The 14,075-nt window shown below is 35.2% G+C and carries 13 protein-coding genes; all 13 read right to left on the reverse strand.

Annotated elements, in window-relative coordinates:
* Window positions 1-6: 6 nt before the first annotated feature.
* Window positions 7-762, reverse strand: coding sequence for a 6-hydroxymethylpterin diphosphokinase MptE-like protein (locus tag C2M30_RS06100; RefSeq protein ID WP_105171018.1), 756 nt, complete (start codon window positions 760-762; stop codon window positions 7-9).
* Between the two features lie 2 nt (window positions 763-764).
* A complete protein-coding gene (locus C2M30_RS06105; protein WP_105171019.1) occupies window positions 765-1,427 on the reverse strand; it encodes a 6-phosphogluconolactonase in 663 nt (220 codons plus the stop codon).
* A 3-nt stretch (window positions 1,428-1,430) separates the two neighbouring features.
* A complete protein-coding gene (locus C2M30_RS06110; protein ID WP_105171020.1) occupies window positions 1,431-2,360 on the reverse strand; it encodes a phosphoglycerate dehydrogenase in 930 nt (309 codons plus the stop codon).
* Window positions 2,357-3,025, reverse strand: a complete 669-nt coding sequence (locus tag C2M30_RS06115) for an acylneuraminate cytidylyltransferase family protein (protein ID WP_105171021.1) — start codon at window positions 3,023-3,025, stop codon at window positions 2,357-2,359. Before C2M30_RS06115 ends, C2M30_RS06110 begins: the two co-directional genes overlap by 4 nt.
* Complete coding sequence (locus tag C2M30_RS06120) at window positions 3,025-3,828, reverse strand: inositol monophosphatase family protein (RefSeq protein ID WP_105171022.1); 804 nt, start codon at window positions 3,826-3,828, stop codon at window positions 3,025-3,027. Before C2M30_RS06120 ends, C2M30_RS06115 begins: the two co-directional genes overlap by 1 nt.
* A 2-nt stretch (window positions 3,829-3,830) precedes the next feature.
* Window positions 3,831-4,592 carry a hypothetical protein gene (locus C2M30_RS06125; RefSeq protein ID WP_105171023.1) on the reverse strand — a complete coding sequence of 254 codons (762 nt, stop codon included), beginning with the start codon at window positions 4,590-4,592 and terminating at the stop codon, window positions 3,831-3,833.
* Between the two features lie 4 nt (window positions 4,593-4,596).
* Complete coding sequence (locus C2M30_RS06130; RefSeq protein WP_105171024.1) at window positions 4,597-5,157, reverse strand: D-sedoheptulose-7-phosphate isomerase; 561 nt, start codon at window positions 5,155-5,157, stop codon at window positions 4,597-4,599.
* Window positions 5,158-5,178: 21 nt separating this feature from the next.
* Window positions 5,179-6,210 (reverse strand): Gfo/Idh/MocA family protein, encoded by a 1,032-nt coding sequence (locus C2M30_RS06135; RefSeq protein WP_105171025.1) that lies wholly within the window; start codon window positions 6,208-6,210, stop codon window positions 5,179-5,181.
* A gap of 179 nt (window positions 6,211-6,389) precedes the next feature.
* The gene (locus tag C2M30_RS06140; RefSeq protein WP_105171026.1) at window positions 6,390-7,766 is read right to left on the reverse strand and encodes a hypothetical protein; all 1,377 of its coding nucleotides are present in this window, start codon (window positions 7,764-7,766) and stop codon (window positions 6,390-6,392) included.
* Window positions 7,767-7,775: 9 nt separating this feature from the next.
* A complete protein-coding gene (locus tag C2M30_RS06145) occupies window positions 7,776-9,221 on the reverse strand; it encodes an MBOAT family O-acyltransferase (protein WP_105171027.1) in 1,446 nt (481 codons plus the stop codon).
* A 37-nt stretch (window positions 9,222-9,258) separates the two neighbouring features.
* The gene (locus C2M30_RS06150) at window positions 9,259-11,154 is read right to left on the reverse strand and encodes a glycosyltransferase family 4 protein (protein ID WP_105171028.1); all 1,896 of its coding nucleotides are present in this window, start codon (window positions 11,152-11,154) and stop codon (window positions 9,259-9,261) included.
* A complete protein-coding gene (locus C2M30_RS06155; RefSeq protein ID WP_158683334.1) occupies window positions 11,144-11,911 on the reverse strand; it encodes a hypothetical protein in 768 nt (255 codons plus the stop codon). The genes C2M30_RS06150 and C2M30_RS06155 overlap by 11 nt, the downstream gene beginning before the upstream one ends.
* An 11-nt stretch (window positions 11,912-11,922) precedes the next feature.
* Entirely contained in the window at window positions 11,923-14,073 is a 2,151-nt protein-coding gene (locus C2M30_RS06160) for an FkbM family methyltransferase (RefSeq protein ID WP_105171030.1), read from the reverse strand.
* Window positions 14,074-14,075: the final 2 nt, after the last annotated feature.

The following is a 14,075-nucleotide window of genomic DNA, read 5'->3' on the forward strand; positions in this document are numbered from 1 at the left end:
CTATCTCTAATTATCTGTATAAGTTTCAATAAAATCGTTAAAATCCATTCGCGGAACCCTGGGTAGTTTAGATTCTCGCGAAATATTAATTAGTTTTCCATTTTCACTGTTAATCTTATTTAAACAAGTGATAAATGATTGTTCAATCTTAGCTGTATCAGGCGGAAACCAAGCTTTATTACTGCGGTAGTTTTTAATAAAGTGATTCCCTTCCCCTTGCACTTTTCCGTTACTATTCTCGGCATTGTTTGCAATATGAAATGAATGATCAATCCCATATAAATATATATCTTTACATCCCATGTAATAAGCTAACTGAATTGCAGCAACAACAACGCTACCGCCAGGTGAAATTGATTTCAGTGGATTTTCGCCAAATTCAAACACCTCCGTATCTTTGACTCTTATCCATTTAAAACCTTGCATTACAGGGAGGTATTGATGATGACCAATAAACAGAGTTCCTTTTGAACTTTCGAGTAACTCTTCAAAAAAATCATCGATAAAGCTTGGATCTATACTTAATGTGTACGTTGGCTCAAACTCAATCTCGTCATAAACCTTATGAAATCGATTAAAAACGAAAGTGATTAAATTCAATTGATTCAATTGCAATAGGTCATGGTAATTAACACTTGGCCCATTTCCAACCAATACACATGTTTTGCCTTTATGAATATTCTTAAACTTAACTAAGTCCTTTTGCCAACGCTGTATTGGTACACCTGATTCAAGCATTAAGCTATAAAGAAAATTCAACATGACTAAAAAGCACAAAACCAAGTAGTTTTCTGTTTATCCAAGCATAAAACAGGCAGATTGAAAGAGTCACTTTTCGCTTTTTCACAAATCCCCTGCTTTTCTTCACCCAAAGCCATCACCCATATTTCGTGAGATAAGTTTATGCTGGCCAAGTCGAGCGAAACTCTGAACTCCTCAGGAGAGTCATGTTTACACGCAAATGCAATATCGTGTACGACTACTGGTTCTGAATTTGGAAAAATAGACGCAACATGACCATCAGGTGCGGTACCTAGTAGTGCGAGATCTATTCCACCTCGGTCAAGGATTGCTTTAACCTGATGACTAAATTGCACCGTTGATTCCTCTAAAGGCATTCGTGTATCAGGGTAAATAAAATCCTCAATTTTTACTTGCTGTACAAACTCTCTAAAACAGCTTCCTGCATTATTTCGACTCGATTCAAATGGAACATAGCGCTCGTCTACCATAATGAAACAGCACTTACTCCAATCTACCGCAGAATACTTGGTTAAAAGCTCTTTATAGATAAGCAAGGGGGTATTCCCCCCACTTACTAAAATAGTTATTTTTCTATCAAGCCGAAACTCATCGACGAAAAGCGCCAACCTAGATGCCAGTGCTTCGATAGCCTTATTTTTACTGCCGAACTGTTTAAATTTCAAATGCTAACCTAATACTTTCGCCAAATTTTTAAGAGTATTGCTATGTACATACTCAGTTGCTGACACTAGGTTATTTGCATTATGTGAACCTAAAATAACATTATCAAAACTGAATAATTTGCTATTCACTGGTAAAGGCTCAACTTCAAATACATCAAGACCAGCACTACTCAATTTTTTTGATTCTAAAGCTGCTATCAATGCACTTTCATCTATCAATGGCCCTCGGGCGACATTGATGATACATGCACCATCTTTCATTTTTTCGATAACTTGTTCATTGATCATATGAACATTTTCAGGTGACATATTACAACACAAGCAGACAACATCCGACTGCGCAACAACGTCATCGAACGACAACATATTTACTTGCGGATAATCTGCTAAAGATTCTTGTATCTGACTATCATATGCGACCACGTCCATTTTCAAGCCTAAAGCACGTTCCGCCACACCTTGACCTATCGCACCAAAACCTATAATGCCTAGTTTGCGATTTACTAAACCAACGCCAGCGGGTTTAGGCCAGTTACCTTGTCTTATACTGCGATCAATCGATACAACATGGCGTGATAGATTAAGCATGTAAGCAATTGCAACTTCAGAAACAGCGTCTTTAAATGCACCTGGGCTGTTAAGTACAGGAATTCCAAGCTCTTTTGCCGCATTTAAATCGATAGAGTCAATTCCGGTTCCCCACTTAGAAATAACCTTTAACCTTGGAAGTGCTTTCTTTAAAACCTGCTCTGTTATTTGGTCATCACCCGCTAACCACCCATCATAATCACCAACTACATCTAGTAGCTCACTTTCAGTAAAAAACTGCTCAGTGTGCATAAATACTGGCTCATAACCTAATGACTTGATTTCTTTAGAAAATCGTTCTTGCTCATTGAGCATCATGATATTTGTGACAAGTACTCGCATCATTTTTTCAGTACCTTAAGTAATGCTTCAGCAATATCTAAATCTTGCTGTGTTTTAATTACATGCCCTGAAATAGGATCTACCGCAAAAAACATTACATTCCCCGTATAAGTAGCACATTTACCATCGGCGATTGCTTGTAAATATGTTTCTCGTTTCCATCCTGTAATGCTCCAAGTGATACGTTGGAGAGGTTTCAAGTCTTGCGAGTTAGTTTTTTCATTAAATGTAAAGTTAACAGGTACGTTTTGATATGACACTTCAATCTGATCTTCAATACACGATAGGAATACATCAGCTTCAGAGGCCACAAACTCTTTAGTAAATGACTCGACTTCAGAGGTAGATAATAGTGGCGCTATTGAATGAACTTGAAGTAAATACTCACATTCATGACTTTGTAGAAATTCAGCAACAAATTGCTCACTCGTTGCATTATTATCGCCTAAAGCTTCTGGGCGTTTATGAAAATTAACCCCTTCTTGCTCGGCAATTGCTTTAAATTCAACATTTTCTGAGTTGACCCAAATTTCATCAAAACAATTAGCTTCTTTACACTTCCTTATAGCACGAGTGATTAAAGGCACTCCCTCCAATTCACATAAGTTTTTCTTTTTTAACCTTTGACTTCCCATTCTTGCAGGGATCATTGCGATTGTTTTTGACATTATTGAACCTTAAAAACTGAATTACCTTTGGTCTTGAACTCGCCAGACTCTATTAATTCTTTTGATATAAATGCGGCACTTTGCAGATTTTGCTCTATACGCTTTAAAGATATATTACGAGTTGAAAAGCCGACTTCACTACAATAGTAGCCTCCCGACTCTTCAATAATTAATGCTCCGGCAATATCATCCCAAATTTTTGCTTCATAATTAATGCATGCCTTAAAGCGCCCAGATGCAACATAACATAAATGCAACGCCTGAGAGCCTAAAATCCTGAACTTGCCGTTTTGCCTTAAAGTAAGTAAGTAGCCTGGATTGTGTAATGCAAGATGTTGTAAATAACCACTGCTAACACCAATATAGTCACTTTGGCTTTCGATACTATTTAATCTAACACCATTTAAAAAAGCACCTTCACCGCGAAATGCTGTAAACACTTCCTGGTTGATAAAATCCATTACAAACGCAACTTTAACACCACCCTCGACAATTAACGCAAGCGAGCAACCATAAAAAGGTACATCAAATAGAAAGTTTGATGTGCCATCTAAAGGGTCAATAACCCAAGTTGGTTTTGCCAACTCAAGTTCCTTCGGCATTGCCTCTTCGCCGTATGCATCGTGTTCAGGAAATTTGCTATTTAGAAAACGAATAATCTTCGATTGGAGTACGTTATCGACATTGGTAACATAGTCATGTTTATCTTTTTGTGATGCTTTTACCGAATTTTTCTCGGCATTAAAGGTATCTAAAACTAACTGTGATAACTCATGAAGAACAGGCGAATATACTGAAAACATTTTTATTCACCCAACAACTTAAAACTAAATCCACCTAATTCTTGAAACGTCACCGTCAACACCTCATTGACAGGCAAAGGTACACAAGCGGTACAGCCTCCAGTAGCGACATATTGACCTTGTCGTAAACTCACTTGATGTTGCTTAGCCAGTAAAAGAAATTCCCTTAATGCACCTGAAGGTGTCATTACAATATTATTCACATTTCCTTCTACTAAACACTCATTACCATTCAACTGACAAGGAAGTTGAATTGCTGTATCACCATTCCAACTATATTCTTCACCTAAAATTAATAGCCCTGCAGCACATGAATCTGCTACTAACACATTTAACCCTGCTTCAGGCAAAGGAAATTGTGACCATGGCATCTCAATTGAAGGTAATACGGATTCGATAAAAGTATCAATAGGCTCACTACGTAAATCAAATTGTGCTAGATTTTCAACTTCGCGGCTCAGCTTAAATGTAATTTCCAGTTCACCAACAGGATGCTCTATAAATTTAGGAAGCACTACATCACTGGCATTAAAAACAAATTTACTTTCAATTGCGCCATAATAAACAGACTCAGTTTTAAATAATTTGCGGGTTAAATCCGTTGTGCCCCCAAGTTTCCATGCACCTATAAACTTACTTTTTGATATAGAGTTTTGTATTCTGTATGCATATCCTAAGTCAAAATCGCCAGTGTCGTTAACTGTAACTTCCTGGCCTAACCTTGAATCTTGGAACAATTTTTCTAACGCAACATGATCATCCATAGTATTAAACCGAGTACTCAGCTTTTCCGATTACAAGATCTACGACAGTTGTTAACCACATCATATGAATACCTTCCACTATATTGTAGGCACAACTATCAACCCAAAAGTTAATATCTCCTAATTGACGTAACGCGTTGTCTGGAGTTTTACCGGTAAAGGTTACAACTTTTAAGCCTTTTGCTTTCGCTAACTTTGCTGCTTCAACCACGCTTGGTGACGTACCACTCACACTTGTTAAAACAACAACATCACCTTGGTCTGCATAAAACTCTACCGCTTTTGCCATCCACATATCATAGCCATAATCATTGGCAAAACAGGTAATTAAGTCTGCTTCGTTAAATGTTATACCTCTAACACCACCCTGTTTAGTGAAGTCTACCGCACCATGTGCAGAAATAGCTGCACTCGCGCCATTACCAGCAAACATCATTTTTTTATTTTCATGTTTAACCGCTAAAGCTAATTCTTTAAATGCTATCAAGTTTTCGTAGTTATCTTCGCTAAATGCTAGTTTTTCATACTCAGCAAAATAGTCCTTTAAAAATGAACGCTCATTCATTTTAGTTTCCTCATTGTATATTTATTGAATTGGTTTTAAGTGTGTATTTAACGACTCTGATTCGTGGTGCTCATTTTCATAAATGTCTTCAATCAGCTCCATTACCTGCAATGCGTCATGAGATGTACCAATGCTAATTGGAGTGTCGTTACATATTGCCGAGATAAAATGCTCTGCTTCTGAATCCCAGGAGCTATCTGTCTCAAACAGAAAACGCTCTTCGTCATCCCATGTTGCAGCAGGAGCTTGGGAACGGTTTTTAGCTACAGTTAGAATTTCATCACCATATGTGCCTGAACCTGTTTTCAGGCCATTTAGCACCATATAGCCTGACTCTAAAAACACTTCCAGTGAGAAAAGGTGTCTCCATTGAGTCATAGTTGAATGTAATGATGCCGCCATACCCGTTTTTGAATTTTTCATAATAGCAAAAACGTTGTCTTCCATTCCTTCCATTTTCCAATATAGACTTGAAACAAATGCATGCACTTGATCAAATGTGCCGCCTATATGCAAAAACAAGTCAAGCATGTGAATGCCTTGATCAAAAAGAATTCCGCCACCAGCTAGCTCTTTATTGGCTCGCCAAGTTTCAAAGTACGACTCGTCAACACTTTTACCATATCGACCACGCATCCATAATACTTTGCCGTACTTGTTAGAATCGATTAGTTCTTTCATTTTCATCACCGCACCATGGTGTCGGTGATTAAAGCCATACATTAATTTTTTACCTGACGCTTTTTCAGCAAGACGGATCTCTCTTACCTGTTGAGATGTAAATGCAGGTGGCTTTTCACAAAATACGTGTTTTCCTGCGTTTAATGCGCCTAATGTATATTCGAAATTAAATGCATTTGGCACACTAATACATACCGCATCAACATCATCGTTATTGATAACATCTTCAGCTGAGTTAGCGATTAAGAATTCACATTCCCCTATTAGATTTGGTTCGAAAACAACTAACCCTTTTGCCTTTTCCGTTTTAGCAAGCGCTTCAGCACGAATTTGCCCCATTTTACCAAAACCAATGAAACCTATATTGAGCACCTAAATATCCTTTAAATTTAATACCGTTAAAATAATATTCGATGAATATTATCTACCTAATTGCGTTTTGCTTTAATTTCGATTCTTTATTACCTAAACTAAAAAATCGACCTATAACTTGTTTACATCCATTGAAATATATAAAATTCAACCTGTTTGGATGTAACTCATAAACGAACTCATATCTTAATAAGAGACACATCACTCAATTGAACATCTACTGCGGTGTCACTTTTCGGTATATCCACTTGCAATCGAGCACATTGATAGTCTTGCACAAAGCTATGTTCCAAAGACAAAGTTTGCGCTTCTTCAGTCAAAACAGCTTCTATATAATCACCTTCAAAAGGTTTCTTTGAACAATGTCTAGCAATGAAAATCCTCGCTTTTATATTTTTACTTGCTTTGATGTTCAGGTTAGCTTTCAAGCGTTCTCCAGCTCTAATATCAACAGATGTGACACCGTAAGAAGATCCTCCACTATTTAGAAAGCTCAACCCCACTCCGTTTTTTTCATAGTGATTTATTTTCACACCATTTGGACTTTTCCAATACAGCTCTAATGTCATCAGATCATCTTTAATGCTGCCATAACTAATGTTCGCCGATGAGTCCAATAAGTAACTAAAAATGAGTGACTGATAAGAATCTGTATTTTTACCTTGTGCTAAATGCCTTCCATCATAAAAGAATTCTGCCTCAAAGTTTGTTATGTTGTTTGTATCTATGAATTCAATACCTGAGCTTCTAGTTATGTCAACCAATTCATCAAATTGGGGGGATAAAATGTAAGATTTATAAACTTGGGCTGGTAACGGCTCCAAAACAAAAACTAACTTCAAGTGATTATCTTTAGAAAATTGAATCATTTTATCGATAAAGATACGTTGGACTTCCTCTAATTGAACCGTTTTAAGCAATCTTTTTCTATAATTTATTTGCTTAATTGCCATATCACTTTGAAAAACTTTTTCGTACTCAATTGGGGCTGCCAATACTTCAACTGCCTCTACTTCTCTAGGTGTATAACAACGCCCCCCACCAAACAAACAGAATTTTACATTGTTTAAATATAGAGAGGTTTGATTGAAATAACTCTTTACGGGGTTATCTTTATCTATATATGGCGCTAGCTCCAGCATTTCTGATTCATTTTGAAATACATCTCTAAAGTAAGACTTCATTTTTCCATTTTTAGAGCTAATAGAATACGAGAGCATTTCAGGCATATAAAAGAAAAAAACAGTATTGATTTTGTTATTTTTCGCAAATGCCCTTTTAAGCAAAAAATAATTACCGACAGAAGTAGTTTGAGCAACAGTCGTTAAGTTTGCTATATTTCGATATCTGAAAACATCATCTCCCATAGCACCATGAGTTATACTCGAACTCAAGAAGACTGAAGTGTAAAATGACGTGTTAGCCCTTTCTAACTCTCTCGCTTTAAATTGTGTAACATTTTGAGAAATAGGAAATAGATTCTTTAAAGCTTCTACAGAAGTAAATATAAAAAAGATAGTGCCGAAGAATATTAAGATCCATGACTTTGGGTTCATAAAACTTGCCTAAAAGTTAAAATATAGAAAGTCAGAAACATTGACCATCATAACTAATGATACAGATAGTGCTCCACCAGCCAATATTGCAAAAGTTGGTTTTTTTATTAGGAGATCACCATCATCCATTAATTCCATAGTATTTTTTGTAGTAATGCAAAAAAGTATCGAAGCAAGGATAAGCAACAGTAAGAAGGGGGTAATTTGTAGCATCCCGTCAAATTTACTCAGTAAAAAATTACCATCAAACCCATTAAGATTAAAACTCAACCCTGAAAAGCCAAACATTCCTTTTAAAACTTTAACCGCATCGTTTATATTTTCTGCTCTAAAAAATACCCAAGTGATATTAATAAAGTTAAAAGTAATAACCCAAGCAAACCAATCTGGCATGTTAAGATTAAACTTAGTCCATACTTTATGGACTAAAGTTGCTAAACCGTGAAGTACTCCCCAAACGATAAAAGTCCAGCCTGCACCATGCCAAATTCCACCTATTAAAAATACAAGACACAAATTTCTATAAATTTTAAACTCACAAACTTTATTCCCACCTAGCGGTATATAAATATAGTCTCGTAGAAAACGAGATAAAGTTATGTGCCAGCGCCGCCAAAAATCTTGAATTGAAACGGCTTTATATGGGCTATTAAAATTCATAGGTAATCGAATATTAAATAAAAGAGCTAACCCAATAGCCATATCAGAATACCCCGAAAAATCAAAGTATAATTGCAATGTGTACGAAAGTGACGTTGCCCAAGCTTCAAGAATATTTAAACTAACGACTTCAAAACCTTGATTAGCAGTTAAAGCAAAATAATCAGCTATAACTACCTTCTTAAATAGCCCTAAGCAGAAAATCATTAAGCCAAGACATACGTTATTCCACTTTATATATTTAGAAGAATTACTGACAAATTGGGGCATCATTTCTTTGTGATGAACAATAGGGCCTGCAATTAATTGTGGAAAAAAGGTTACAAACAGCAAGTAGTCTAAAAGTTTATACCTTGGGGTAAGGCCCAAATAATTATCAGATAAATATGCTATCTGCTGAAATGTAAAAAAACTAATTGCTAATGGCAAAATTATACTTAGTTTTTCAAATTCAACACCTAATAACAAATAAAGGTTTTCTAAAAAAAAGTTAGTATATTTAAAGTACCCAAGAAGAGATAAGTTGAAAAGTACCCCCAACACAAGTAACAGCTTGCCATTTTTAGATACTCCCCTGTTCACACAATCAAATATTTTTAAACCTAATAAGTAATTAACAGCTACTGAAAAGAGTATCAATAGTAAATATTTAGCTTCCCACCAGCCATAAAAAAACAGAGAACTTAATACTAAAAGCACTTTCCCTGAGACTCTACTATACCTATTCAAAAAAAAGTAAACTAAAAATACAATTGGTAAAAAGACCAAAATAAATTCATACGAATTAAAAAGCATTACTTAATCCAACTTGTTATATATTAGCCATTTTTGATTAAATTTTAGTTACTTCTAAGCGACTAACCATACCGCTAAAGTAATTATCGCCACCAGGTATATGCCCTAGTTCAACTCTAGTTATGTCTTTAGGCATTATCAGTTCTGTTAAATCCAACTCTAATACTTCCTTGTCATAACTGCTTATAACGATCGATTTATCCGAGATAATAAAAGAAATATGTTTCCACGAATCAAAAACGTTATCACTCCAAGACATCCCTTTTGATACGCCTTTACAATCCCTTACAGTAATAGTCAGCTTTCCATCTTTATCTCTTCTCTTGAACCAAAATCCGAAAGGGGTTCCGGGCTCTCGAAGAGTGATTAGACCACTATTTGGATTATCTTGAGTTTCAAATAAGTGGATATCAAACCGGTACACGTTTTTGTATACATCATTCAGACGCAACTCCCACAAAATGTTAGGGCTTGAGTATTCCCCATAAGCTAAGGCCCTTCCTTCAGGATATTCAACCATATTGTAGAAATGCTCGTAATCGAATTTATTTGTATCCAATAAATATAAGCAAGCTTTATTCTTCCCTGACATGAGTAGATTATTGTCAGACTGACACCAAAATCCTTTTTCTCTAAACTTAGTGAAGTATGTCTCTAAAACTTTTAAATTAAAATTATCACTTAAACTCATCTGTCGCTTTTCTAAATCGAGTTTTTTCTTAACGTACTCACTTTTTTGAGTCAGTTCTTGAGCCAATTTTCCAAAAACCGCATCCACACCATAATTCTGTTTAGCGAAAATAGAAGCTTTTAACGAAAGCTCATCAATTCTACTTGGGACATTAAACAAATTAATAATTTCATCAGCCATACTCTCAATATCAGATTTAATATATGACTGTTCGCCATCGATAGCATAAACTCCAGCTGGTGTGGCTACTAAACACTTACCAAAACATAGCGCCTCGACACTCTTGATTTTTAAACCTGTTCCATAAGGTACAGGATTTACAACTATATCCGCATTTTCGTATTCTTTGGAAAGGTCATCGACAAATCCGAGTAAACGCACTCCTGGTGTATCTTCATAGCCTTGTAAATCACGACAAACCGTTCCACACACCGTTAAGTATGCGTCATGATGAACTTCTTTGACTTTAGGAAGAACCTTAGTAATAAAGTTTATAATACCTTTAATATTAGGGTCATAACTATTTCCTACACACAAAATTGACTTATTAAAAGACTTTTGTTGTGAAGCAACTATAGGTAACGCGTGCTGAACTGTAATAACCGGTTTCTCTGGGCACATTTCTGATATTTGTTTGTGCTCTTCATTTTGTATTGCAATAATAACATCAGCCAAGTTTAGCTCATCTCTTTCCTCTTCAATGGTGCATTCTCTGTATTTTAAATTGTAGCCTGCTTCATTGGCTAATGCGGTCCGTTTGTGCTGAATATCAATCGTGTCAATAAACTTAAAAGCATTTTCAAAGTACCGAAGAGCACTTGAATTCCAAGCGTAAATAGATATTACCGAATGGTAATTATTAACTTTGTTAACTTGGCCACAATAATAATTAAAATCATGATCTATTTTTCGTATTATAAATGAGCTTTTGTCTTTCTTTTGATACAGTTTCTTTTTCAAAGCTATATCAGTACTTTTTTTATTATTTACTTTACATATTTTTAAAAAACGATCGAACACATTCTTTATAGAGGTAAAAAATCCTCTTTTATTAAAAATATAAACTTTATCAAAGACCTCAAACAACCCACTATCGTAACAGTCATGATCTTTTGTAATTAAATCAACAATAAACCCCGTATTTCTTAAATAAGTTACCATTTGAAGTAGTCTTGCCGCTGCCCCCCCCGTGGCTGGGTAAACCGGATCAGAGCAAACAATTACGATTTTATTATTTTCCATGTTCTTCTTCGTTCTTTTTCAAATTCAATCTAGGAATACAATCGGCTACTAATGATTGCTCTGACACAATAGCCAACCCAATCCCTTTAGCTCTTAGCCAGTAATATAAAGCTGCAGTAGAATTAGCAATATCATCTACTTCTTCAGGTATGATACCTGGTTTATTTTTTAGATTGCTTGGATCTTTCTTAACATCAAAGAAATGGGGCATCGACTTAGAGTTTTTAACACCTAAGTCCCATCCAAAGGCAACAATATTCTTCACACCCAAGTGAACACAAAGATAAAACACCAGCTCATGCATTACACCGGGACCCCATGGTCTGTCTAAAATTTTGTCAAAGGTGTAATTATCAAATTCATATGTAGTAGCTAACCGACTCCAAAAATCGCTTGGTGATGGAACATTAAATAATAGGTCAGCATGTAAACCTGCTGTTTCAGGATCTTTTTCATTTCTTTCTGAAATCACAATTGGTGAGTAATTTCCATATTCATACTTTTCATAATTCCAAGAATTTAAGATATGAAAATCGACAATACTCGGAGCCAAATTAAACGTTTGTTTAACAGAAATTACTAGCTTATCCTTTAGGTACATTTCAAGTTCAGCATTCCAGTAGTCAGCTAGAGATGGCCCACAAGTTAGAATTATACAATCTTCTCCTGAATAAGAATTTTTAAGGAAATCGACTTTGCTTTGCAAATCCTTCTTTTGGCGTAACTCTTTTTTTATCTTATTTGTAAATCGATGCACAAAAATCATCCTTAGCGTTTAAATTCACGGTTTTCAGCCCAAATAACTAGAGAATAAGAAGTATTGACAAACTTCATGGGTCTTTTCCTGGTGAGAAGGTTATATCCGAGTGACTTTGAAATATGAACGTTAAAATTGTTCGATTCTAACAAAGTTAGAATTTCAATAAGTGGTTTATTCCCCAATTCAACATCATGATGATATTCACAAAATATTCTGTGAACATTCTTTAACTCTAATTGCGCTTCTTTCAATACCTCACACTCGGCACCTTCGATATCCATCTTTAGAAAATCTACCGGTCGATTTAAATACTCACTTAAAATTGTCGTTTTGATCTTTTGTTCTATCAACTCATCACCAAAGCCGTCTCTTCTTTTTGTTAAGGAGCCTGCCATTGAGTCTCTCGCTACAGAATAAAAGCTTGTTTCACATTTTTCATTTGATAATGCGTAAGGCAGTATTTCTACACCTTTGATATTATTCTTGTTTAGGTTTTCAATCGCCTTTTCTCGCAAATAGTCAATAGGTTCGAAACCTAATATTTCTGCTTTTGGGAAACGTGATTTTAGATAGATTAGTGAGCTCCCTACATGAACCCCGCAATCAATAAAATATGGAATTTCTTCGCTTGAAAAATCAATGAAGTATTCCTCATTTACAAAAATCTCTCTACTTAATATACCTAATGACCTTGTATCTTCAGACTTTAAAAGGTAATCGTTAAAGTAGATCTCACCACTTTTAAATAGGTTTTCTAAGGTTAAAGTAGATTTTTCATTATTAATTGAATTTAAGTGAGCTAGCAGTCCGTCCCTAGTAACGGTCAAACCAGCATCAACAAGCTCAATCAAAGGTGAAATGGCCGACATTAACTTGTATAAATGCTCATTACGTGTAGGTGAATTGCTATCCAAAACTAAACAAGTTACAAACTTATTCCAAAACAAATCATCTTTAATGTCTTTCACTCTACCAAAAAACAATTCTGGGTACTTAATGAATAACCTTGAGACATACTCAGACTTAAATACTTCTGTTAGTAAGTTTTCACTTGTTAATAAATGCTCTTTAATTTTAGTGTGTTGTAAAATTTCCTTTCTATATCTTTCGTTCGAAAAGACATAAGGAGCCAAATGGCGCCACCACTGCTCCAAAAGCTCAGGGTTATGAGCCGCAACATCTCTATACTCAGAAAAACTTAGCCACTCTTGCAGTATTTCTGGCTTAGTAATTAACAACTGCCTAATACGTTTATTCTTTAATATGGGCAGCAATAAGCTTTCACTTTGAAGTAAGCTTTCGAATATTCTTTTTTCTTTTAGAATAGCCTTACATTTATTCTCATCATTCAAAAACTCTAAGTATAACGAATTCCAAAAACAGTCTAAAACGGCTTCATTATCTTTTACAATCGAAATAAAACTATCGAGGTTATTATTGAAAATATCCGCTAATAAGTTTTCACTTTTTAACAAGTGCTCTTTAATCTTAGGGTGCTGTAGAACTTCTTTTCTATATTTTTCGTCCGAAAAGACATTAGGAGCCAAATGGCGCCACCAATGCTCCAAGAACTCAGGATTATGAGCCGCAACATCCTTATACTCAGAAAAACTTAACCACTCTTGAAGTATCTCTGGCTTGGTAATTAACAACTGCCTAATACGTTCACTCTTTAATATGGGCAGCAATAAGCTTTCACTTTGAAGTAAGCTTTCGAATATTCTTTTTTCTTTTAGAATAGCCTTACATTTATTCTCATCATTCAAAAACTCTAAGTATAACGAATTCCAAAAACAGTCTAAAACGGCTTCATTATCTTTTACAATCGAAATAAAACTATCGAGGTTATTATTGATTACTGAATTAAGCGTCAAAACATCGTCTTGCAGAATTCGGTGTACAAAAACTTCAAGATAATCTCTAGGGACATTGCTAAAATCAACAATATCTAAGATTGAAAGCATCAAATTTGGATTACTCAAAATAGCATCGTGTAGATGTTCATTTTTTAAAAGCTCTGTCGATATAAACTTTTGAACATTCTTCTTGGGATTACAGTCACTCACTACAGGTGTATCTAAATAGTTGATAACTGTCTTAAGGCTCCTCTTCACTCGCCAGCCTAAAAATACACCGTAGATATATTTAATAAATTTCATTA

The sequence above is a fragment of the Pseudoalteromonas sp. T1lg24 genome, from assembly GCF_002964745.1.
GTDB lineage: Bacteria > Pseudomonadota > Gammaproteobacteria > Enterobacterales > Alteromonadaceae > Pseudoalteromonas > Pseudoalteromonas spongiae.

Excerpts from the sequence above, each read along its gene's own strand:
- C2M30_RS06145 (WP_105171027.1), bottom strand. The coding sequence starts at position 9,221 with ATGCTTTTTAATTCGTATGAATTTATTTTGGTCTTTTTACCAATTGTA.
- C2M30_RS06125 (WP_105171023.1), bottom strand. The coding sequence starts at position 4,592 with ATGGATGATCATGTTGCGTTAGAAAAATTGTTCCAAGATTCAAGGTTA.
- C2M30_RS06100 (WP_105171018.1), bottom strand. The coding sequence starts at position 762 with ATGTTGAATTTTCTTTATAGCTTAATGCTTGAATCAGGTGTACCAATA.
- C2M30_RS06120 (WP_105171022.1), bottom strand. The coding sequence starts at position 3,828 with ATGTTTTCAGTATATTCGCCTGTTCTTCATGAGTTATCACAGTTAGTT.
- C2M30_RS06130 (WP_105171024.1), bottom strand. The coding sequence starts at position 5,157 with ATGAATGAGCGTTCATTTTTAAAGGACTATTTTGCTGAGTATGAAAAA.
- C2M30_RS06160 (WP_105171030.1), bottom strand. The coding sequence starts at position 14,073 with ATGAAATTTATTAAATATATCTACGGTGTATTTTTAGGCTGGCGAGTG.
- C2M30_RS06110 (WP_105171020.1), bottom strand. The coding sequence starts at position 2,360 with ATGATGCGAGTACTTGTCACAAATATCATGATGCTCAATGAGCAAGAA.
- C2M30_RS06140 (WP_105171026.1), bottom strand. The coding sequence starts at position 7,766 with ATGAACCCAAAGTCATGGATCTTAATATTCTTCGGCACTATCTTTTTT.
- C2M30_RS06150 (WP_105171028.1), bottom strand. The coding sequence starts at position 11,154 with ATGGAAAATAATAAAATCGTAATTGTTTGCTCTGATCCGGTTTACCCA.
- C2M30_RS06115 (WP_105171021.1), bottom strand. The coding sequence starts at position 3,025 with ATGTCAAAAACAATCGCAATGATCCCTGCAAGAATGGGAAGTCAAAGG.